The sequence below is a fragment of the Lysinibacillus sp. NPDC092081 genome, assembly GCF_044755845.1.
GTDB lineage: Bacteria > Bacillota > Bacilli > Bacillales_A > Planococcaceae > Lysinibacillus.
On record NZ_JBIVRU010000029.1, the window covers coordinates 15734 to 36913 of the forward strand.

The 21180-nt window shown below is 35.6% G+C and carries 24 protein-coding genes; 10 read left to right on the top strand and 14 right to left on the bottom strand.

All coding sequences use genetic code 11. From position 1 onward, the window contains the following. The first annotated feature begins 399 nt into the window (after nucleotides 1-399). On the top strand, nucleotides 400-1101 hold the full coding sequence (locus ACIQLB_RS23445) for a tetratricopeptide repeat protein (protein WP_400731117.1): 702 nt from the start codon (nucleotides 400-402) through the stop codon (nucleotides 1099-1101). Nucleotides 1102-1314: 213 nt separating this feature from the next. Here ACIQLB_RS23445 and ACIQLB_RS23450 read toward each other — a convergent pair whose 3' ends face one another. Beyond that, nucleotides 1315-1461, bottom strand: a complete 147-nt coding sequence (locus tag ACIQLB_RS23450) for a hypothetical protein (protein ID WP_400731119.1) — start codon at nucleotides 1459-1461, stop codon at nucleotides 1315-1317. Between the two features lie 356 nt (nucleotides 1462-1817). Between ACIQLB_RS23450 and ACIQLB_RS23455 the strand changes: the two genes are divergently transcribed. The 3 genes from ACIQLB_RS23455 to ACIQLB_RS23465 all read left to right on the top strand — a co-directional run bounded on the left by ACIQLB_RS23455 (nucleotide 1818) and on the right by ACIQLB_RS23465 (nucleotide 5655). Beyond that, entirely contained in the window at nucleotides 1818-3995 is a 2178-nt protein-coding gene (locus tag ACIQLB_RS23455) for a bifunctional diguanylate cyclase/phosphodiesterase (RefSeq protein WP_400731121.1), read from the top strand. A 166-nt stretch (nucleotides 3996-4161) separates the two neighbouring features. Then, nucleotides 4162-4716, top strand: a complete 555-nt coding sequence (locus ACIQLB_RS23460; protein WP_400731122.1) for a hypothetical protein — start codon at nucleotides 4162-4164, stop codon at nucleotides 4714-4716. A 285-nt stretch (nucleotides 4717-5001) separates the two neighbouring features. Continuing rightward, nucleotides 5002-5655, top strand: coding sequence for an alpha/beta hydrolase (locus tag ACIQLB_RS23465; protein ID WP_400731123.1), 654 nt, complete (start codon nucleotides 5002-5004; stop codon nucleotides 5653-5655). Nucleotides 5656-5719: 64 nt separating this feature from the next. Here ACIQLB_RS23465 and proC read toward each other — a convergent pair whose 3' ends face one another. Then, nucleotides 5720-6520 (bottom strand): pyrroline-5-carboxylate reductase, encoded by an 801-nt coding sequence (gene proC / locus ACIQLB_RS23470; protein ID WP_400731124.1) that lies wholly within the window; start codon nucleotides 6518-6520, stop codon nucleotides 5720-5722. Nucleotides 6521-6850: 330 nt separating this feature from the next. On the opposite strand from proC, the gene cyoE reads away from it, so the two are divergent. From cyoE to ACIQLB_RS23490, 4 genes are all read left to right on the top strand, one after another. Beyond that, nucleotides 6851-7801: a heme o synthase gene (cyoE, locus tag ACIQLB_RS23475; RefSeq protein ID WP_400731125.1), complete on the top strand. Its 951-nt coding sequence runs from the start codon at nucleotides 6851-6853 to the stop codon at nucleotides 7799-7801. A gap of 302 nt (nucleotides 7802-8103) precedes the next feature. Further along, nucleotides 8104-8364, top strand: coding sequence for a hypothetical protein (locus tag ACIQLB_RS23480; RefSeq protein WP_400731126.1), 261 nt, complete (start codon nucleotides 8104-8106; stop codon nucleotides 8362-8364). A gap of 83 nt (nucleotides 8365-8447) precedes the next feature. After that, nucleotides 8448-9269 carry a DUF2785 domain-containing protein gene (locus tag ACIQLB_RS23485; RefSeq protein ID WP_100795914.1) on the top strand — a complete coding sequence of 274 codons (822 nt, stop codon included), beginning with the start codon at nucleotides 8448-8450 and terminating at the stop codon, nucleotides 9267-9269. Between the two features lie 433 nt (nucleotides 9270-9702). Continuing rightward, nucleotides 9703-9858: a hypothetical protein gene (locus ACIQLB_RS23490; RefSeq protein WP_400731127.1), complete on the top strand. Its 156-nt coding sequence runs from the start codon at nucleotides 9703-9705 to the stop codon at nucleotides 9856-9858. Between the two features lie 224 nt (nucleotides 9859-10082). Here ACIQLB_RS23490 and ACIQLB_RS23495 read toward each other — a convergent pair whose 3' ends face one another. The 7 genes from ACIQLB_RS23495 to ACIQLB_RS23525 form a co-directional block, all read right to left on the bottom strand. Beyond that, nucleotides 10083-10736 carry a hypothetical protein gene (locus tag ACIQLB_RS23495; RefSeq protein ID WP_400731128.1) on the bottom strand — a complete coding sequence of 218 codons (654 nt, stop codon included), beginning with the start codon at nucleotides 10734-10736 and terminating at the stop codon, nucleotides 10083-10085. 223 nt (nucleotides 10737-10959) lie between these two features. Continuing rightward, nucleotides 10960-11289 (bottom strand): helix-turn-helix domain-containing protein, encoded by a 330-nt coding sequence (locus tag ACIQLB_RS23500; protein WP_400731129.1) that lies wholly within the window; start codon nucleotides 11287-11289, stop codon nucleotides 10960-10962. 229 nt (nucleotides 11290-11518) lie between these two features. Then, nucleotides 11519-12271, bottom strand: a complete 753-nt coding sequence (locus ACIQLB_RS23505) for a metallophosphoesterase (RefSeq protein WP_400731130.1) — start codon at nucleotides 12269-12271, stop codon at nucleotides 11519-11521. A gap of 529 nt (nucleotides 12272-12800) precedes the next feature. Continuing rightward, on the bottom strand, nucleotides 12801-13250 hold the full coding sequence (locus ACIQLB_RS23510) for a helix-turn-helix transcriptional regulator (RefSeq protein ID WP_400731131.1): 450 nt from the start codon (nucleotides 13248-13250) through the stop codon (nucleotides 12801-12803). Between the two features lie 170 nt (nucleotides 13251-13420). Beyond that, entirely contained in the window at nucleotides 13421-13825 is a 405-nt protein-coding gene (locus ACIQLB_RS23515) for a hypothetical protein (RefSeq protein WP_400731132.1), read from the bottom strand. A gap of 168 nt (nucleotides 13826-13993) precedes the next feature. Then, the gene (locus tag ACIQLB_RS23520) at nucleotides 13994-15322 is read right to left on the bottom strand and encodes a hemolysin family protein (RefSeq protein WP_400731133.1); all 1329 of its coding nucleotides are present in this window, start codon (nucleotides 15320-15322) and stop codon (nucleotides 13994-13996) included. Nucleotides 15323-15354: 32 nt separating this feature from the next. After that, a complete protein-coding gene (locus ACIQLB_RS23525) occupies nucleotides 15355-15759 on the bottom strand; it encodes a MerR family transcriptional regulator (RefSeq protein WP_400731142.1) in 405 nt (134 codons plus the stop codon). A 458-nt stretch (nucleotides 15760-16217) separates the two neighbouring features. Between ACIQLB_RS23525 and ACIQLB_RS23530 the strand changes: the two genes are divergently transcribed. Beyond that, a complete protein-coding gene (locus tag ACIQLB_RS23530; protein WP_400731134.1) occupies nucleotides 16218-16796 on the top strand; it encodes a YdcF family protein in 579 nt (192 codons plus the stop codon). A gap of 700 nt (nucleotides 16797-17496) precedes the next feature. Here the strand turns inward: ACIQLB_RS23530 and ACIQLB_RS23535 are convergent. Then, nucleotides 17497-17991 (bottom strand): hypothetical protein, encoded by a 495-nt coding sequence (locus tag ACIQLB_RS23535; RefSeq protein ID WP_400731143.1) that lies wholly within the window; start codon nucleotides 17989-17991, stop codon nucleotides 17497-17499. Nucleotides 17992-18182: 191 nt separating this feature from the next. On the opposite strand from ACIQLB_RS23535, the gene ACIQLB_RS23540 reads away from it, so the two are divergent. Next, on the top strand, nucleotides 18183-18314 hold the full coding sequence (locus ACIQLB_RS23540) for a hypothetical protein (RefSeq protein WP_255505234.1): 132 nt from the start codon (nucleotides 18183-18185) through the stop codon (nucleotides 18312-18314). Nucleotides 18315-18357: 43 nt separating this feature from the next. Here the strand turns inward: ACIQLB_RS23540 and ACIQLB_RS23545 are convergent, their stop codons facing one another. The 4 genes from ACIQLB_RS23545 to ACIQLB_RS23560 all read right to left on the bottom strand — a co-directional run bounded on the left by ACIQLB_RS23545 (nucleotide 18358) and on the right by ACIQLB_RS23560 (nucleotide 21069). Next, nucleotides 18358-18930 carry a 5' nucleotidase, NT5C type gene (locus tag ACIQLB_RS23545; protein ID WP_400731135.1) on the bottom strand — a complete coding sequence of 191 codons (573 nt, stop codon included), beginning with the start codon at nucleotides 18928-18930 and terminating at the stop codon, nucleotides 18358-18360. A 12-nt stretch (nucleotides 18931-18942) separates the two neighbouring features. Continuing rightward, nucleotides 18943-20058: a flavodoxin-dependent (E)-4-hydroxy-3-methylbut-2-enyl-diphosphate synthase gene (gene ispG, locus ACIQLB_RS23550; RefSeq protein WP_400731136.1), complete on the bottom strand. Its 1116-nt coding sequence runs from the start codon at nucleotides 20056-20058 to the stop codon at nucleotides 18943-18945. A gap of 95 nt (nucleotides 20059-20153) precedes the next feature. Beyond that, complete coding sequence (locus tag ACIQLB_RS23555; RefSeq protein WP_400731137.1) at nucleotides 20154-20498, bottom strand: hypothetical protein; 345 nt, start codon at nucleotides 20496-20498, stop codon at nucleotides 20154-20156. A 52-nt stretch (nucleotides 20499-20550) separates the two neighbouring features. Beyond that, complete coding sequence (locus ACIQLB_RS23560; RefSeq protein WP_400731138.1) at nucleotides 20551-21069, bottom strand: DUF1189 family protein; 519 nt, start codon at nucleotides 21067-21069, stop codon at nucleotides 20551-20553. Between the last annotated feature and the right edge of the window lie 111 nt (nucleotides 21070-21180).

The following is a 21180-nucleotide window of genomic DNA, read 5'->3' on the forward strand; positions in this document are numbered from 1 at the left end:
TAAAGCTGAGACTGTATCAAAAGTTATTTTGATCAGTCTTTTTTTAACTTCTTTCAGCAAATGTTTTTTGTAGCGAAAGCAAAGCGTCAGCTATAGAAGTCTCTCATTAGGTGGTGAGGTGTCTAAGAACGCCACGTCCTGTGGCAACGACTGAGTGACCAACATCATGCTGTTGCCGCTGCCGCTTCGCTTTCGCGCAGATAAACCCTTTTGCTGTCGCTTTTTTTTCGTACAGACAAAACACGTTGCTGACGCTGCGTTAGCACTACGCTTTCGCGCAAAAAACATTTGTTGGCCTAAAGCCTCCTTTCCGATTCCTGACACAATTATGCCGAGGCATAATTGATTGTTTAGTGTATACTAAATATACTGAAGAGTTGTACATTGGAGGAATATTGAATGACAATGGATGATTATTTTTATAATGGTGAGCTAATGAAGTGTTATGAGGCGGCTAAGCAAGTTACAGATGAAAATGAGAAAGCGTTAGCTGATAAATATATCGAATTATTAGAAGAGTATGATTTTGCTAGCTATCCAAAACCTGCACTGGTTGTTGAAACTCAACATGCAGAACGAGCGGATGAAAGTTATCCTGAATCGGATACCGTCGTCGAAATTCGTGCGATAAAAGATGAAACAGAGTTTTCAAAGCGTATTAAAGAACTTGAGGATGTAGCAAAAACAGGTACCTCAAATGAAAAGGCACAATCATATTTTACTCAAGGTGAACTGTTTTTGTTTGCACATCATTACAATGAGAGTGTCCATTGTTTTAGACAAGCAGTAAAAGAAAACCCTAACAAGGCGTTATATTGGGGCATCACAGGTCAAACGATGCATCGCTTTGGGTGGTTGCCATTCGATGCACTTGGCTTCTTAGAGCAAGCTATTAACTTAGATCCAAAAAATGCGCGTTGGAAATGGAATAAAGCACTTGTTCTTATTCAATTAGCAAAGGATTTGCAGATGGCACCTTTTATGGCAAATGCCGCGATTACATTAGAGGAGGCACTAGACGTTTGTGGCGAGCATCAGCGATCATTAAAAGATGCTATACAAAATACAATAGATAATATGGATAGCTATGTATTTTCATAACATTTAACTTCTTCAGCAAATGTTTTATGTAACGTAAGTGAAACGGCAGTTACAAATGTTTTATGTAACGTAAGTGAAACGGCAGTTACAAATGTTTTATGTAACGTAAGTGAAACGATAGAAGATGTCTCAATAAGTTGAGACGTCTTTTTTTTTGCTGAAATCTGACCTGAGGAGCGAAGACTAAAAGTATCAAGTTCTGTGATAATGCCTTCAGGAGGCAGACGCTTGTTGCTGTCGCTTCGCTTTCGCACAGACAAAACCTTGTTGCTGTCGCTTCGCTTTCGCACAGACAAAACCTTGTTGCTGTCGCTTCGCTTTCGCACAGACAAAACCTTGTTGCTGTCGCTTCGTTAGCACTACGCTTTCGCGCGTTAACTCAAGTGACTAATCGGACGTCAAAATAAAGGTGCTCAGTCAAACAGAAATAAATAATATTTTATGATAATGAACCTATTTTTTTGTTATTTATCCCTATTTCTATTCGGTTTTGAGTTTTAATTGAAAAGTCGATATTTCATGGTAATCTTATAGTATAATTATTCCGAAATTTCTTGTAAAATAGTGGATCTGAAAGAAAACTTCATGATTTATCTCAGGTGAAATTCGTTATTTTTCTAGAACTACTAGCTGAGTGAAATCAGCTTCCGATTTGGCGGTAAATATAGTTAATCAACACATCTGTGAAAATTTCGAGATCAAAGGTGGGGAGTAAAATGTGGAAATTTAATGAGGAATTTTCATTTGTGAGGCACTTCATTCCATTTATCCTAGTATCAATGATTTTCTTAATCGTATTTGGATTAGGAAGTGGTGAATTTTATGGAATATTTGGTGAGCACAACTATGCTACGATTCATTTAATGATGGAAATTCTCATTATTGTGGTGACGATGTCTATTTCGATTCAGACGTGGTTAATTTCACCGTATATTTTATCTAAAAGAGTCCTCTATACTGGGGCGTTATTTTTAACAATTAGTTTCATAGAAATGGCGCATACAATCACCTATAAAGGAATGCCTTTCTTCATTACTGAAAGTACACCGTATGCGGCAACTTGGTTTTATATGCTTGGTCGATTACTATTATCGATTGGTGTTCTTTTTATTTTTTTTATCAAGGAGAAGGAAATTAAATTAATTTATCGTTGGTTTATTTATAGTTTGCCATTTGTAATAATCATTGGTTGTTTTGGCGTTCTCTATGCCCCAACGCATATTTTGCCACCTCTTATAATAGAAGGGGAAGGTCCTACCTCATTAAAAAATACGCTACAATATACGGCTGTAGCATTTCATTTGGTGATTATAGGTCTATTGCTTAAAAATTATAAAAAAGCACCCAAAATTGTATTTTTATTATTAGGTAGTTCGATTTATTTAATAATAAGCGATTATCTTTATACGCTTTATCAAGATGTTTATGATATTAAAAACTTCATAGGGCATATTTTTGAGTTAGGTGCATTTTATCTTTTATTTAGAGCTATTTATTTTTCATCTATCGAAAAACCTTTTAAGCAGTTAGTTGATACACAAGAGCATTTAGAAAAATCTCGTGAAAAAATGCATTTTATGGCTTACCATAATGAGATTACAAATTTACCAAATGAACGTTTTTTAATGGAATTATTAAAAAAAGATTTATACATATCTAAATCACAAAAGGCGATTCTTGCTATCGGTATAGAAAGAATTTCAACTATTAAAGCGTCTTTAGGTAGTACATATGCAGACCAAATGATAAGTTTAATCGCGCAAAGATTGAAAAATGTTTTACCAAAGAAATATCTACTATGCATACTGAGAGAAGATTATTTTGTCGTTTATATTGATGAGGTGAAGAGTACCCATCAATTGACTCAACTAAGTCAACAGCTTCAATTTGTCATGGAAGAGTCATTCCAAATACAACATTTTTCCCTCAATAGTCAATTAAATATTGGTATTGCTTTATTTCCAACACATTCTAGTAGGGAAGAGGAATTTATTAGATTTGCACTTTATGCTATGCATGAAGCACAGAAAACGCCAACACGTATACGATTTTATGAGTCTTCAATATCAAATGAAACGACTGAACGACTTTTATTAGAAAATGACTTACATGATGCATTAGCGAATCAAGAGCTTTTTTTAGAATATCAACCGCAACTAGATTTACATACTGGCCAAATTAAGTCAGTAGAGGCTTTAGTTAGATGGCAGCATCCGAAAAAGGGTTGGATTTCGCCGGGAGTCTTTATTCCAATTGCTGAGGAATCGGGATTAATAGTTCCTATAGGGCAATGGGTACTAGAAACAGCCTGTAAACAAGTAAAGAGTTGGGAAGCAGCTGGATTGCCACCTATTAAAGTAGCGGTCAATCTGTCATTAGGTCAACTTTTTCAGCAAAATTTAGTTGAAATGATTCATAATGTTCTTGAGAAAACACAATTAGAGCCGAATTATTTGCAGCTAGAAATAACAGAAAGTATGACCATCAATATTGATCATATGACGACGATTTTACACAAATTGAAGGCACTTGGGGTTACGATCGCAGTAGATGATTTTGGGACAGGCTATTCGTCATTATCTTATTTAAAGGATTTTCCTATAGATTGCTTAAAAATTGATCGATCTTTCGTTCAGAAAATACAATCGAACTCTACAGATAAGGCCTTAGTTGACATGATTCTCTCGATGGCAAAGCATCTACAGTTAAAGGTAGTAGCAGAAGGAATAGAAGAGATAGAACAGCTATCATATCTAATAGAAAGCAAATGTGATACTGTACAGGGTTTCTTATTCAGTAAACCAATACCTCCAAATATATTACAGGAGAACTACCAAACGCTTCACAATGAGGCAAAGTATATGTTAGATTCAATTACTGCTTCTGAAGTATAAAATGTTCCTACAACATCCTTGTTTTATCTTATGAAGAGGGTGTTTTTTTAGCTATGTAAATCTGTGGAAGCCTATATCAGATCTAAACGTTACCCATTTCTTTATATTCTACAATCATGATATGATAGTGGAGAAATGATTTGTAGATATAAAGGACGGGTTTTTGATGGCACAAGAAGTGGCAAATAAGTTTATTGAAAATGTATGTAATCATTTAGTGCGCAATATGAATATTACGAAGGTTGAGGAGCACTTTAAAGAAGTAATAGAGATGCAGCGTAAATCAGCACAGTCTCAAATTGATTTTTGGGATAGGTTAATGATGAATATGCTGTATTTTACTGAAAATGAGCAAGTTTGGGAAAAAGAATTTTTGAAGATGCTCGAAAAGAAAGAGTGGTTAAAGACCACTGTACTTGAGGAAGAGCTATTGATGCATCAAATGCGTATTCGTCAGCAGGTCGCTGAACAAATGGATGCCGCTAAAGAATTGTTTCATAAGCAGTATGTGACTGACAATGTGACAGAGGAAGATATTGTTTATGATTATGCTTATAGCTCTGCGGGACATTCAATGCGCGCTGATTTATTAACGGTACTTGTCTCAACACCAGAGCAATCAAAAGTGCTATTTAACGCAGATCCACAAGAAACGATTCGCATAATTAATGGCTATATTGCCTATCACACTGATGGGATTATTAATAAAGTGACACTATAATCAGTGGGGGCTTTACCCCACTGATTATTAGTCTTCACCAATCGTGCTTTTCGGGCAGTTACTTCCTACCTAGCTTCTATGCTTTCATACATAAAAACATCGTGTTCCAAGCGGTTTATCGTACGCCCTGGAAAGCACCCAGTCGAATAGAAATCAATCTATCATAAGTCTATAGATTTTTTAATGATGAAAGCTTTTTATGATAACGAAGCAATCCTGTTTTTGTCCCGATATCTTTTGCAGTATAATAAGGTGACACTAAGTTCACCTGAAAGGAATTTTATTATGAATACACCATTTACATTTAAACATACACAACCAACGAATATGGACCCAGATAGAAAATATCCAGCGATTTTTTTATTGCATGGAATGGGTAGCAATGAAGATGATTTACCACAATTAGTGCAGGACTTTAAAGAGCAATGTCATATCTTTAGTTTACGTGGACCTATTACGCAAAAGCCTGGCTATGCTTTTTTCACAATCCAAGATATTGGTAAACCAGACCGTGAAATTTTCGATAAAGTATTAGTGGCTCTACAAAAATTTGTGCTAGAGGCAATTGATGAATATCAAGTTGATCCACATAAAGTGTACATGCTTGGATTCAGTCAAGGAGCAGTTTTGGCACAGTCCCTTGCTTTTGCAATGGGGAATTTAATTACAGGAATAGTAGCATTAAGTGGCTACACGCCGAAATTCGTGACAGAGGAGTATGCAATTCGCCCAATCAATCACTTACATGCATTTATTTCTCATGGTGATTATGATTATGTCATCCCGTCACAATGGGGTACTGAAAGTAAAGAAATATTTGAGCAATTTGGAGCTACTGTGACATTTAAACAGTACCCAGACGGTCACGGTGTTACACCAGAAAATTTACGTGATCTAACTGCATTTTTAGCACAGGAATTACAAGATAATATTCAATGAAATGAAAACCGAGACATGTAGGATGTCTCGGTTTCGTTTTTATTCTTTAGAAATCAATCAAGAGCTATTTTGATAAGCTTCGATCTTTGTCAGTCACGGCAGTTACTGCATCGTGAATCGTTGTTTCAAAATGATTACTTTGTAATGAGGATACACCTTGAATAGTTGTGCCTCCCGGTGAGCATACCTGATCTACAAGTGCCCAGGGATGTTCTTGTGATTGTAAAATCATTTTTGCGCTGCCGAGTACTGCATTTGCCGCAATATCAAGCGCCATGCTCTTTGGCATACCTTCACGTACAGCAGCACGTGCTAAAGCGTCAATATACATATAGGTGAATGCTGGTGAAGCACCACCAATCGTTGTAAATATGGAAAATAAGTGTTCAGGCACCTCGATTATTGTGCCAACTGTTTCAAACAGTGAAACGACATACTGAAGCTGCACATCTGATACTTGTTCACTCGCTGTATAGCAGCTTGTAGAGGCACCGATAAGCGCATTAATATTTGGCATTACACGAATAATAGGGGTAACTTCAGATAGATAACCTTGAAAATATGAAATATTTTTACCTGCAGCAATGGAAACAATGACATGGTTGTCTTGTAAATGCTTTTTCACCTCAGGCAAAACATCTGGTAACATTTGGGGTTTGACACCGAGGATAATGACGTCACAATTTGACATAATATCTTCAATAGAGCTTACGGATTGAATACCGTAAGAGGTTGCTAATTTTGTTGTTTTTGCTTTGGTACGATTATAGCCATAAATAAAAGTAGGATCAAAATCTCCGCTTTTACACATACCTTTAATAATAGCTGTAGTCATATTTCCAAGGCCGATAAATCCGTATTTCACGTGGTTGACACTCCTTCGTCTAGTTAAAACATACACCTTAGTATAGAGTAGATTGTTTTCCTTGAATAGTAATATGCAAAGAATCAAGCCAATTAGGTTCAAATTCACGTCAGTCGGTGGTATCATAGAAGATGTTGTGAATGAACGTGTATCTCTATTTTCATTAGGTAGAATATAAAAAGAATAAAGAAAATCATGTACTTTATGTGAACATTGAGACAGACTCTATCTAAAAGAGGTAGAATAATAATTTGATATGTCTAATGCAAAATTTGTCGCTTTCTAATGGTAAAGCGTGTAGAAATTAAGAGAGAAAAGGAATTAAGATGAATGGAACAAAATCTAAAAACGGAGCATAAACAACAGCCTTCCAAGGAGTCAGTGAAGAAGTCCTCACGCTCTTCTATTTTAGCGCAGACAGTAAAAACAGGAATCATTAAATCCAATTTAATTCCTATGTGGGCTGGATTAACGCTAGGTATGTACAAAAATAAAATGACTTTTGTAGAGAATATACCTGAAATTATTTTCGCAACGATTGGCTCAGCACTTGTTATTGGTGCTGCTGGAGCATTTAATAATGTGTATGACCGAGACATTGACGCTATAATGCCTCGTACGAAAAGTCGACCAACTGTAACTGGTGAAATGTCAGCTAAGTCAGCCTTAACTTTAGCTTTTGCTATGCTCATTATCGGAGCAGCTGTGTTGGCACTTGCTTCACCATTAGCTGCAGCATTTGGTCTCCTAGGAGTATTTTTATATGTAGTACCCTATACAATGTGGACAAAACGACATACGATTTATAATACAGAAGTTGGGAGTATAGGAGGGGCGATTCCAGCTTTAATTGGTTGGGCTGCAGTTTCTACAGATATTACACATCCTGCGATACTTGGCCTATTTTTAGTTATGGTTATTTGGCAGATGCCGCATTTCTATGCTATTGCCATTCGTAAGCATGCGGATTACGAAGCGGCCAACGTTCCAATGCTTCCAGTTGTAAAAGGGATGCGTCGTACTTATTATCAAACGAACTTTTATTTAATCTTATTAATATTATCAAGCTTTTTATTTGGCACTTTAAGTGTTGGCATTATGCTTGTTGCTCTATTGCTAAGCATTGCATGGCTCGTGATGAGTATTTACGGTTATCATAGTAATAAAGATCAAATAAAGTGGGCGACAAAAATGTTTGTTTTCTCACTTATCCATATGACAATTTTATTTACAACGGTTATTGTGTACTCTTTAGTAGGTATTATTTTTAAATTGTATTAAAGCTTTGAGTCAGCATGAAAAGCCAACAGGTTATTCTATTTTATTAAAAGTCAAGTTATAAGCTGAAACTATTTTAAATAGTGAATTCTTATTTAATGTCACACATTATATGTATAGAAATTTAAAGGATAGAAGAGCTAAAATGAATTCGCTCTATCTATCCTCTTTTTTACCTCAGATGACTCTATTTACTACAACAATTAAGTCAATCTAATGTTGCGGTAATTTAAAAGGAGCTTATATCAATTATTAATTGTACATTAAAGCCTATTTCTTAAACTTATAAGTATAAAAGATATAGGTTGTTTTCTAATAAGATTTTTGCAACTAACGGAACAGGAACAGGACATAATACACCTAAAAAAAATAGGGTGATGAAATTGGATAAACGTACCCCTTTTCTAATGGTTTTATTTATTCTATTAATTTGTGTGTGGTGTTTTGAAACAGTAAATGCAAATTCGAATGAATCTCCTCCTTCTTTTGAGGAAAAGTACGCTGAAGCTGGATATAAATCTGTAAAAGCTGCGGTTAAGGAATTTGAAAATCATTTTAAATGGTAAGGGAAGAAGGGGTACGAAGCCGTATAGTCAGTAGAAACCCTTGAAAAAGTTAGTTCAGAAAATTTCTAGTAGGAGCGTGTAAAATGAATTTAAAAGAAAAGTTGATATTAATAAAAGAAAATGGGTACCAAGCACCTCCCGATACATTCCAGTTGATACTTGAAATGATAAATAACATAGGTTCTTTGGATGCCCAACTACGTGATGAGCTAATTTATACAACCTTATCACATTGGATTCCTGATAATTCTCTAACAGCAAACGAACTAGAACAACTTCTACCGGTTGTTTTGGATAAAAACCATTTGCTTTTTAAGCTTGGTGAAACAAATACAGACTCTGTCTTCACTCGATCTTTCTCCATGCTAGTCATACCACTCCTCTTCATGAGGCATAGAGAATCACCATTTCTCTCAAGAGAGCAAATTCATCAGATAAAAGAGAAAGTATTTTACAATGTACAAGAAGAGCGAGATTACCGTGGGTATGACGAAGAAAAAGGCTGGGCTCATGCCATAGCCCATGCAGCAGATGCTTTAGAAGATTTGGCTCAATGTTCCGAACTGGATAAAAATGACCTCTTAACTATCCTCGATTTGGTTTACGAAAAGATGACCATAACAGATCGAATTTACTCCGATGGGGAAGATGAGAGAATGGTAAAATCCATAATTAGTGTTTTAAATAGAAAAATACTTAGTCAGACTTATGTAGAGCAATGGATTCAAAGTTTTGGTGATGTGGAGAAAAATTCAGAATTTCTCCCTGCCTTTAAGCAAAAAAATAATATAAAGAACTTTTTGAAAAGTTTATACTTTCGAGTTAAATTTTACAAAGTGGATGCCGTTCTCTGCTCGACTATCGAGCATACATTATATAAAGTAGAAAAAGTATACTATTCCTAATTAAAAAAATGAGGGGAAAGCACCCGCACTTGTCCGTCTCCACTTCAAATGTGGTAACAGGCAAACAATAGCCCTCAGGGGACATTTTTACTTCACACTTTTCACAGAAAAATTGATTTGCGGGGATTCAGATGGATCTCCGTTCTACATGGCGTCAAAGGAACGTTGAAGGAGACGATAAAGAACAAGTTAAAACGAAGCCGAAAAAATAACGTCATCAGCTATTGTGCCGATGACGTTATTTTTAGTTTGTAATAAATTCCTTTCGCACTAAAAAAGTGTGTCCTTTTCCTATATGTACTTCGAACATCATCGAAAGGATGAAGTGGATGACATGAAAATTAAAAGTACAAGTAATGAGTGAATCTCGAATTGAGACAAGCGGAACATTCATATATCATATTATCCACCATCATGAGAGGAGATTCTCATCATGGAAGTATCGAATACAATGGAAGAGTCACAAGCAATCATAGATGATGAAAAGACCGTTATCGTAGAAGGGGTTGGCAAGGCTACACGCATTGGCGAGTTGGATATGAAGAGGTTCATTGAGGTGGCTTTAAACTTACCCACATTTTGGAAATAATGGACAATAGCCAATCACTGTTTCTTTTTACTACTTAAATGATTCAAAATGAGCTGTAACCCATTTGTTTTCGTTTTCTGAAATATACTGTTCAGCAAGAATCAGTCTTTGGACAAGTTCTTGTTTTGATAGTTTCAAATACTTTCTATGAAGAATATCAAGGTTACGGTCGGGTTTTAGTTTCCTGAAATCAATGTCCAAATCTAAGTTGTTTTGCGGTTTATTTATTTTGCTATTTTCTTTCTGTTTAAAGGTTTTGCTATATCGAAAGGTAGGAATTTATCTCCAATAATTTCAGGCTGCCATTCATCATTTATTAATTTGAAATAAGAATCTGTTAATCTTCTGGTTGAACTAGGTTCTTCCGTTCCTGCCTCCGAGGGCATACGAAGCTTGTCCTTCCTTACACCTTTGTTTCTATGTTCATTTAAAATGGCATAAGAATCTATCATAGGATTTGAATACTTGTATTTTTTTAATCTAATCAGAGATTTATAGAATGATTTTAACGCTGAAAGAAAACGACTAACTGTTTTAATGCTTTTGTTTGTTTTGTTAACGAACCGAAATGTATCTTTTTCTCTAACTTTACAATACATTTCATTCATCAGATAATCTTCCACAGCTACTCGTATGACTTCAGGATTGTTATCCCATCGAACCCTTTCACCTTGGTAGTTGCTATACTCGTCCAGCCAATTAAAGAAGAGAATAAGGTTGTTCAAATAGCTATTAGCAGTACTTTTGTCATTCCTTCCTATACAATCGTGGTAATAGTCTGTTAAAGGTAGAAAAGGACCGTTTTTATGAAAAAACAATAATCCATAACGGCTTTCGGTTCCTTCTGGACAATATCGATAATAATATTTAGCACACATATTTAATCACCTTACTTTATGAGTTTAAACTGCTTCCAGCCTGTTATAAACGGGAATAGTAGGTTCTCGATTGTTATAACGGGATTTTCAAACGTTTTCGTGATAGGTCATACTCTCATTTGCCTAATGTCTTCGATATAAGTTGAAATCGTACCTAAATTTTCACGTATTGCTTTTTTGATGAACCCATAAGGATTCTTCACTGTTGAAGGTGCCTGCTGCATTACAATAATATTTCCAAGGTCCGTTTTATCCCCACTACAGACAAGATTGATAACATTTCATCAGTAGGGAAAGTAAGAGTAACTGCTTGATACGCCAGTTTCAATAACTCTGTTTCTTCGACTTCTGGTTTTATAGTACCATTCTGTTTAACCTCACTAACTGGGATCACTTTATTAAGTTTCAATAAATCCGATTCAATAACTCTCCAACCCTCTTTATCACTATTTCTATAAGCGTTAGGGAATTTGCCTGACCGTATCCAACGTTTAATAGTTTCTTCGTGTTTACCTAATAAGTCAGCCACTTCTTTTACTATATATTCTTTCAAGCTATGCCTCCAAACCAAATGTACGTTTTAGGAATGTATGTTCTATTTTACCGCAACATTTAATTACTGCAAATATTTCCTTATGCAGGTTAGTTGTGGTAGTGAATGAGTTCATTTAGAGGTCTAACAAACAAAAAAGTACACCACTATATATAAGTGATGTACTAATTATTTAATATAATGTGTGACATTAAAGACAACCTCTTGATATTACTGTTTTATAATACATTCACTTGTCTTTAATTTTACAGAGTACACTTGTTGGCTTTTCCTTTTCCACAGAGATTATTTGACGACTTGGCCATTCTAATGCGTGTAACTGACCTCCAAAAACAGCTCCACCATCAATCCCAATAATATTATTTTCACCAAAATAGACTCTGTAATCTGTTGGACATTGGTGAAGTCTGTAGGTAGGTGTATGACCAAAGATTACAGTTTTCTCGCCTTGATAACCTACATGAAATTCTTCACGAATCCATAAAAATTGTATGGGATCTGTCTCTGCCAAAGCTACTCCAGGAACAACACCGCCATGTACAAAAATGGCATCCTCTAATTCGATGTAAGTATCAAAGGTTTCGATAAGCTGTAAATGTTCTTCGAGCTTTGGTAAGGTCTGAATAAAGTTAGGTAATGTCTCATTTTCAATGGCTTCTTTAAAATCGTCTAACTGATAACCATAGCTTTCAAGTGTTGCATCACCACCGCAAAGTCCCACCCAATGATTCCATGGCTTAGGATGACCAGAGCGACAGGCTTTTAGCATAATGGCTTCATGATTTCCTAATAGAACACGTGCACCTTTTGCCTGCAATTCCCCCACTAAGTTTAAAACGCCACAAGATGCAGGTCCTCGATCAATATAATCACCAAGTAAAAATAGTTGATCTTGCATAGTATCATAATTAGCTTTTAATAATAATTCTTCAAAAAGCTCTATTTCCCCATGTATATCACTAATTGCTAGTATTCGATCCATAAAAGAGCATCCTTTCCAGTATTAGAGAAGTTATTACTAAGTATAGAGAATAGTTTTACAAATTTCGACTAATGAGCTTTTAACCAAAGTTTGAATGAAAAGTTATCACTTCATACTATCAGTTTCTAACTACACTTTATCATATGACGAAGTGATCCCATTTCATTATTCATTTGTCTATAGTGTTGAAATAGCGAAGAGAGAAAACTATTTGCTACAGCCATTCCAATAAGATTATGAAGAATATAGTGATGCCATTTTTTAATGTATTCAGTGATGTTTCCGTAGCTAAAGAGTAATAATAGAACAGAAAATCCATCTTTATAGGAGGTAAGGTGATAGCAATTTAATGCACGAGGTGTAAAGGCATTATGAAAAGAGCTAAGAGAGGAAAAAAAAGGGCGAATGGAGAAAGGTAGTGGTGCAAGTGCAGCATTAACAAATGTTCTTGCAATTCTAGTACTACCCGTGCATAAGTAGAAGTATTTGGATGTAATGCTTCTACGCTATGCGCAAGTACAGTATTTAATTATTCTCGAAGCTTTTCCCATCCTTGCTGTGCTATTGACTCGTCGAACGTTGATAGTAGTCGATAGTTTTCTGTATCTAAAATTCGAAAATGCTGACTAATGACGTTTTGTTGTAGGCGATAACCATTATACTCACTAAGATTTTTCCACCATATGTATCCACCCATCGTTTTTTCTTTAGGTAGTAATGTTCCGTTATTTGCGATTAAGTCGACAACCTCAAGTGGATCCCCGCCAAGCTCATGCTGTAAAATTGAGCTTTCTCGGCATAATGCACAAACCGCAACCGTTGTAGTCCAGCCAGTATAAATACGACCTTTTTCAATTTGAACAAGTGTTTTTTTAGAGAGTCCGAGTAGATCACTCATCTGATCCTGTGTTAAATTTTTTTCGGTACGGATTAATTTCAGTTTTTCTGAAATAAGTGTGATTAATTGTTCACGATTCATCCAAAACACCCTTTCTTTCAGATAGTTAAATACCATTATACATGAAAGTGTTAAGAGATGTTTCCCTGTTTCGCGGGTAACTGTGGTTAAATTACGGGTAAAGTAATAATAATTGAAACGTAAAAAAACAGACTGTCCCGCAATCTACTCTTGGACAGTCTGTTAGATATTTAAATCTCGTATTTTTTTGTGTCAGAAATAACACGGAAATGAATACCTTTAATTTGAGCGCTTACTTTATGACGTAGTGTATCAATATCTACTAGCTCATCATTTTCATTGACACATTCTGCAATCTCTTGTAATAGCTTCGTAAATGCCTCTTTGAAGAGTGAACGCATATTATCGAAATCTAAGCTACGGAAGTTTCCGTCAATATCAAATGCCTCCACAGAATTTAATTGCTTTGAAGCACCAGCAAAGCGATCATCGTACACTGTGTAGTTTTCATCTGTTACGACGATAATATATAATACTTCACCTGTAATTGTTTTTAATTCAATGTTAGTTTTGTGTTTTTTGACGTCGGTAATAATATGAATACCGTCCGAATGATATAGTTTAAACAATTTCATATGTAATGCCCCCTGAAAATAGAATCATATCCATATATGTATTATATATGGATATGCCTAATAATGGAATAAGAAAAAAGTATTTGGAAAAACTAGAATGGCCCTATTTGAAGGATACTAGTGAAGTTAAAATTGTTATAAACTATTAAGAAAACCGTATCAGTCAGATTATGCTTCTAAAACAGTAGGTAAAATATTGCGAAGGGGACGGACTTCAATGTAATGAATCCGATGGCCTTGCTGCTCATAAATACTAAAAATATATGGGGCTAACTCAATATTCTTAGTTGCTTTAATGCCATTATTTACTGTTAAAAACCAACCGCCCAATGTCTCGACTTCTTCTGCTTCAAGTGTTACATTCAATAGTTTTTCAACATCTTCAATGAGCATTTTTGCATTTAAAATATAGTGATTGTCACTTACTTTTCGGATTTCTGCAATTTCATCTTCATCGAACTCATCGCGAATCTCACCTACAATTTCTTCTAATATATCCTCGACTGTTACAAGCCCCGATGTCCCGCCGTATTCATCCATTAAAATGGCCATATGAATTCGCTCTTTTTGCATACGCACAAGTAATTCTTGAATTGGAATCGTTTCAATTACTCGTATGACAGGATTAATGAAATCTTCAAGGATTAATGAATCGTCTGTAAGTTGCTCAAGCAAACTGTGTGTAAACAATTCCTTAACGTTGATAAAGCCTAAAATATTATCACGATCACCATCATAAACAGGATAGCGAGTATATTTTTCTTCGGCGATAAAATGAATCATATTTGTAAAAGATTCATTTTTTTCAATTCCAATAATCTCTGTTCGAGGAACCATAATTTCACGAGCGATACGTTCATCAAATTCAAAGACATTATTTACAAACTTTAGCTCTGTTTTATTGATTTCACCACTTTCAAAGCTTTCAGATAGCAGTAATCGTAATTCTTCCTCAGTATGTGATAACTCATGCTCTGAAGCTGGCTTCATACCAAATATGCTAATTAATACTCGAGCTGAGCCGTTCAAGAACCAGATAAATGGATACATCGCTTTATAGAACAACATAATAGGTTTGGCAAAATGGAGTGTAATCGTTTCAGCCTTTTGAATCGCTGCAGTTTTTGGTGCCAACTCCCCGATAACAACATGTAAAAATGTTGCAATGGCAAAAGCACTACCAATTGTAAAGATCGTCATATATTTATCAGAAATGCCAATCAAGTTAAAAAGAGGGTGTAGCATAAATTCAAAGGTTTTTTCACCGACCATCCCGATACCAAGCGCTGTTACAGTAATACCAAGCTGACAGGCAGATAAGTACTCATCTAAATGATTGACAACATACTTTGCAGAAATGGCTCTCTTATTGCCCTCCGCAATTAATTGATCAAGCCTTGAGGAACGTACTTTTACAATAGCAAATTCCGTTGCCACGAAAAAGCCAGTTAAAGCTAATAAAATGGTAAAAATCGATAAGTTGAGTATGGTCTCCAAATAGTCGTTCTGTATGAACAGAACGTCACCTCCTAATTATAAATAAGTAAAAGTAAAGATTGCATGAGTGCAATACTTTCGGTAGAAACATTTTTTTTAATCTTTTCAATATCTTTATTGTCTTGTTTGTTTATTTGTTCAAGTAGAAAAGTTACATCCTGCTCTAAGTCTTGCATTTTTACACGTAGCATTTGTACATCGATTTCTTCATGAGGAGTGATGTTTAGTTCATGTTGTATATCTATGAGTGAAAGACCTTGCTGTTTGCGTTGCTCAATAATATGAAGTCGTTCAATCATTGTAGGGGCATAGTAGCGATAATTAGATGCAGAACGTTCTGCTACTAATAAGCCAATGTTTGTATAATAATCAATTGTTCTTTTGGTAATACCTGTTTTTTCTGCAAGCTCGCCAATTTTTAATCTCTCTGTCCCAATGCAAACACCTCCAAACCATCACGTGATACTTTGATTATAACTTGCTAGTTTGGTTGGTTTCAAATATGAGAGTCCAATATTTCGAAATTGTAAGATTTCTTTTGGTGAAAGGGCTTATTTGCTGAAGAACATAAAATAGCCTTCTTAGGATTCTTTTGTTCTGTTATTATTTATTCCTTTTAATTTTATTCCCTTCGCCCTCTGAAGAACTGCCACCTGGCGAGATTGTTTTACGCGAAGATGTTATATTTATATTTTAGACATCAACAATACAATTTTCTATTCTGAGCTTATTAACTGTCGTTTTATATTTATTCCACAGGCTATTTAAGAAAAGATATAAAGGGTAGTAATAGCAACGATCTTTTAGAAAAGCCTTAAAAAACAATCTCATAAATTGAAATTTGCTACCGATAATTTATATAATGTCAATCGTTACAGTGTAAAAGGAGGTTATTATGAAGAAGGTATTCAAGCTTATCACTATATTGCTCGCAGCAGTACTTGTTTTTTTCCTTTGCCTACACTTACTTATCGTGTCTCAAGGCAAAGATACTGCGAAAGAAAATGCAGATTACCTCATTATTTTAGGTACACGTTTATCGGGGGATCAACCGTCTAGTCTGCTGTTCGAGCGCATCAAGACCGCAGCTGCATACTTAAAAGAAAATCCAAATACAATTGCAATCGCTTCTGGTGGCCAGGGGCAGGACGAAATTGTGTCTGAAGCTTCTGTAATTAAAGAATCATTAATGCAATTAGGTATTGATGAACAACGAATCATCACCGAATCCAATTCTACTCGCACTCTTGAAAACTTTCAGTATTCAATGGATTACATAGAAAAAGATTCCTCAGTTGTAGTTGTAACAAACCGATTCCATCTATATCGAGCCGAATCCATTGCTGAAGATTTAGGACTAAACGTTACCGGCTTACCAGCTGCAACACCATCTGAATTTCGTATTAAGTACTACTCCAGAGAATATTTAGCTATCGTGAAGTATTATTTAGAAAAAATACATATCCTCACCTAGCATCACAGAATAACAGCCTAGAAGAAGCTGCAACTAGACAATGACACTTACAATTAAAAGAAAACAGGCGGTCCAGCCGATGTAGTCATTTTTCCAAACAGATGTAGCCCAATCGTAAACGTTGTGAACTATTGCTATACGGAAGACATTCCATTAACCGTCTTAGGGAACTGTTCTAACTTGAGCTTAAAGGAAGGAGGTATCTGTGGGGGTTGTTATACCTTACGAACCTAACAGCCTTTAGTAGAGAAGAGAACACTATTACCGCGCAATCCGTGCAGCTATTATTGGTGTATCAGAATTCACACAGACAAACTCTTTAACGGGCTTTGAATTCGCTTATGGTATCCCTGGTTCAGTAGGCGGTGCCATTTTTATGAACGGGGCTTACGGTGGGGAAGTAAAAGATATTAATCGTGCCTACTGTATGCTAATAAATAGTCTTTTCGTATTTCTTCTTGCAATTTTAGTTACTTTAATTAAAAAATATAACAGGATAAAATTGTGATTTACCGAATATACTAAGAAATTTTTTTTGGCAACTTGTGAATTACTTAAACAAACGAGGAGCTTTAGTTAAATTTTCTATTCACGAAATATCAGAAAAAAAGGCAGAATTTAATCTACATGTTTTGTAGATTAAATCTGCCTTTTTTTTAAAAACAGTAACAATCTTTGAGAAAACAGCCTTGTTTAAAAGCTACGAAGCTTCTTTTTGTAAATATGTATCATATAGGTGATGAAGTGCATCTTCGCCAGTCATTTCTAGAATCGTTTCGTCATTAAAAATAAGTGTTACATTTGTAAGAGCACTATCAATTTTATTGTTCTCAAAAGTGCACGTAACCTTTACTACACCTGTTTCTGCTAGTTGTTTTTTCATTGTATCATCCCACTGCTGCTCAGAAAATAGTGGTGCTTGCCACGTGCCTCTCACATGAAGCTCTCTTTTTTCAGCGTCATAATCCCAGCGTACGTCACGTAAAATAGTTTTAAACAGGTCATTAACCGTAAAAGATGTATCTTTATAGTTAATGGCATTTGCTCGTATAGCATGTACATCACGACCAACTGCACTGGCTGCAGTTTCTGCTGCTGAATTTATGCCTGAAACCGCTTCTTTAATTTCAGATAAACGATCACCACAGCCAGCTAGCAGCGTGCAAAGACATGCTATACAAGCTACCTTTGTCATCCATCTCACATGTAGTCCCTCCAGTATTGCAAGTTGTTACTACTATATTAACGAAAAGAAAACTATGAAGAAAGGGCATGAAGGTGGCAGATTGTGACGGTTTTGCAACGATGCGACCTCCACTAGAATGTTCGAGAAATTGTAATTTTAAGTATCTGAAAATTAAGTAAATTAAAGAAAGGGAGCGGTTTGTGATGAAGATTAATGATGAATTACTTGAGCGATTAGGAACTTATTTCGTATACCATGCTGTTTATGAAAATTATGGCATTACCTTTGAAAATTTTGTGGAGCGTTGGTTACGAGGGATACTTGATGTATAAAAGAAGAAGAGTCGTGTTCAATACATGAACACGACTCCTTTATTTATTTAAAATAGTTAGTGATAAATTGATTGGCTTCTTGCCAGTTATAAACTCGTACGACATTGTCCGGAACCGCAAGACGATTATACGGAGTGTCAAATAATACGACTGGTATTTTTAAGTCCTCTGCAAGCATGACCGCATTATCATGCTTATCTTCAAAGAATGCCTCAACACCATGTTTTTTTGCTACGGAAATCTTATCGTGACTACCAATGAGCTCGATATAATCGTAAGGAATAGACTGTGATTTAAACCAATTTACCGTAACATCTGATACATTCTCACCACGAGCAGAGATGTAATAAAGTTCGTAGTTTTCTTTCCACGTATTTAAAATATCTTTCGCATCTTTCGCCACTTCAGATACTTCGTACATAAACGGCTCATTTTCTTTAAACCATGTATTAAATGCTATAGGATCAACGGGGTGGGGAAATGCTGATAAAAAATCATATTCGCACACATCGTCAAGTGTAATATTTACATTGTATTGTTTATTGATATGTGGAATGAGTGTACTAGGACATGTCACTGTTCCATCGATATCAATACCGAAACGGGGCTTTTTCATGCTAGCACCTCCTTAGGCGTTCGCTTTTGCTGCTTCTTCAGCCGCGCGTTTTTCTGCCATTTCTGCTGCTAATTTATCGATTTCCTTTTTCAACTCTTCAACCATTGTTTCTTCAGGCACTTTACGAACTGTTTTGCCCTTCATGAATAGTAAACCTTCACCACGAGCACCAGCGATACCGATATCGGCTTCGCGTGCTTCACCAGGACCATTTACCGCACAACCAAGAACAGCTACTTTTAACGGTACACTAAGTTTAGAAATATATTCTTCTACTTCATTGGCAATTGAAATTAAATCAATTTCGATACGACCACATGTTGGACAAGAAATAAGGGTTGCCATATTAGAAGCAAGACCAAATGATTTTAATAGTTCACGTGCTACTTTTATTTCTTCAACAGGGTCTGCAGATAGTGAAATACGTAGTGTATTACCAATACCTTTTGATAGAATTGCACCAAGGCCAGCTGCTGATTTTACTGTACCAGCAAATAATGTACCTGATTCAGTAATTCCTAAATGTAGAGGGTAATCAAAGGCTTTAGACGCTTTTTCATAAGCTTCAATCGCTAGATTTACGTCTGATGCCTTCATGGATACGATAATATCGTGGAAGTCCAAGTCTTCCAAAATTTTAATATGGTGAAGGGCAGATTCTACCATACCGTCTGCAGTAGGGTAACCATATTTTTCTAAAATATGACGTTCTAATGAACCAGCGTTTACCCCGATACGGATTGGAATGCCTTTAGCCTTAGCTGCATTAACAACAGCTTCAACTTTTTCCTTACGCCCAATATTACCTGGGTTAATACGAACTTTATCGATGCCATTTTCAATTGCTTTTAATGCTAATTTATAGTCAAAGTGAATATCAGCTACTAATGGAATATTGATACGTTTTTTGATTTCTGCAATCGCATCTGCTGCACGCTCATCTGGTACTGCGACGCGAACAATTTGACAGCCTGCTTCCTCAAGACGAAGAATTTCTGCTACTGTTGCTTCGACATCATGTGTTTTTGTTGTACACATACTTTGAATGAATAATTCATTACTACCACCAATTGTTAAATTACCGACACGTACGGGACGTGTATTTGTACGGTGACAAATTTCACTCATTAACTTTCTCTCCTTTTCGGGCCATACTTTCGACCGTCACTGACATTTATTTTAGCAGTGTAAGAAAATAAGGACAAGGAAGAAACGCTAACTTTTCATTTTCCACATTTGTTTTCAAATTCAAAGGACAGTGGAAGCTTAATATTTTCACCAGGAATAAGAGCCTGTAATTGTAAGTGCGGATTTAATTCATAAAATAGTTGTAAACGTTCAGGAAAGGTCATGGGTACTTTGGCAGGATGAAGTGCAAATAAGCTGTGAATGGTATCGCCTTGAATAGTTTGTATAGTGATATAATCTGGCTCTAGCTGCTTTTCACAAAGGGCGTTTTCCGTATTTTTCGGAGAAATGGCAGCAAAATGTAATGAACCTTCTGTTAAATCTACTTTCACGACAAAAGCAAAAATAATGATGATAGCTGTTAACACTAATGCACGCAAAAAATCCCCTCCTTTTCTACACTATATTTAGAAGAGAGGGGAATCATGCACATTATTTTGTGTTTGGTTGTTTTGGATACTTTGTCATGGCAACAATTAGTAGAGTCACTGTTAAAAATAAAGAGAAAACAGAGATAATTGTACTGTTAATCGGTAGATAATCTGATAGCATACTTATTAGAGTCGCCCAAGTCATAGCAAATGTCGTAGTACGCCAAATATGACGGTATTCTCCGCGACGCTTCATGACTTTTAAAATCAGTAGACCTGCCAAAGCATAGAGAGCAATTTGTGCAAAAATAAGCATCGTAGTAAAAACAAAAAGCATAATGAATGTCACGGGATACAATACCCATTTAACGCCTTCTATGTATTCAGTTATACCATTTAAACTATTCATATCAAATGTATCAACAGACAATCCAGCCGTAAAACGACCAAATGAGAAAACTGTAACAACAGTAATGAGAAGAAAGGTATATTGGATGACTTTTCCGATAGGTAATAAACGATAGGCAGCAAGTTTTTTTGGATGAATTAAGCTATCGATAAATAGTTGTGAGTGTTTCATAAACATATCTCCTCCAATCGCTATTTTACCATGTTCAACTTTGACAAGATATGAAATAAGTAATAATAACTGAGAATACGATAATGAAATGTTAATATTGTGTAAAGAAGT

Coding starts and splice junctions, on each gene's coding strand:
- ACIQLB_RS23445 (WP_400731117.1), top strand. CDS start 400: ATGACAATGGATGATTATTTTTATAATGGTGAGCTAATGAAGTGTTAT.
- ACIQLB_RS23455 (WP_400731121.1), top strand. CDS start 1,818: ATGTGGAAATTTAATGAGGAATTTTCATTTGTGAGGCACTTCATTCCA.
- ACIQLB_RS23460 (WP_400731122.1), top strand. CDS start 4,162: ATGGCACAAGAAGTGGCAAATAAGTTTATTGAAAATGTATGTAATCAT.
- ACIQLB_RS23465 (WP_400731123.1), top strand. CDS start 5,002: ATGAATACACCATTTACATTTAAACATACACAACCAACGAATATGGAC.
- cyoE (WP_400731125.1), top strand. CDS start 6,851: ATGGAACAAAATCTAAAAACGGAGCATAAACAACAGCCTTCCAAGGAG.
- ACIQLB_RS23485 (WP_100795914.1), top strand. CDS start 8,448: ATGAATTTAAAAGAAAAGTTGATATTAATAAAAGAAAATGGGTACCAA.
- ACIQLB_RS23490 (WP_400731127.1), top strand. CDS start 9,703: ATGGAAGTATCGAATACAATGGAAGAGTCACAAGCAATCATAGATGAT.
- ACIQLB_RS23495 (WP_400731128.1), bottom strand. CDS start 10,736: ATGTGTGCTAAATATTATTATCGATATTGTCCAGAAGGAACCGAAAGC.
- ACIQLB_RS23505 (WP_400731130.1), bottom strand. CDS start 12,271: ATGGATCGAATACTAGCAATTAGTGATATACATGGGGAAATAGAGCTT.
- ACIQLB_RS23510 (WP_400731131.1), bottom strand. CDS start 13,250: ATGAATCGTGAACAATTAATCACACTTATTTCAGAAAAACTGAAATTA.
- ACIQLB_RS23515 (WP_400731132.1), bottom strand. CDS start 13,825: ATGAAATTGTTTAAACTATATCATTCGGACGGTATTCATATTATTACC.
- ACIQLB_RS23530 (WP_400731134.1), top strand. CDS start 16,218: ATGAAGAAGGTATTCAAGCTTATCACTATATTGCTCGCAGCAGTACTT.
- ACIQLB_RS23535 (WP_400731143.1), bottom strand. CDS start 17,991: ATGACAAAGGTAGCTTGTATAGCATGTCTTTGCACGCTGCTAGCTGGC.
- ACIQLB_RS23545 (WP_400731135.1), bottom strand. CDS start 18,930: ATGAAAAAGCCCCGTTTCGGTATTGATATCGATGGAACAGTGACATGT.
- ispG (WP_400731136.1), bottom strand. CDS start 20,058: ATGAGTGAAATTTGTCACCGTACAAATACACGTCCCGTACGTGTCGGT.
- ACIQLB_RS23560 (WP_400731138.1), bottom strand. CDS start 21,069: ATGAAACACTCACAACTATTTATCGATAGCTTAATTCATCCAAAAAAA.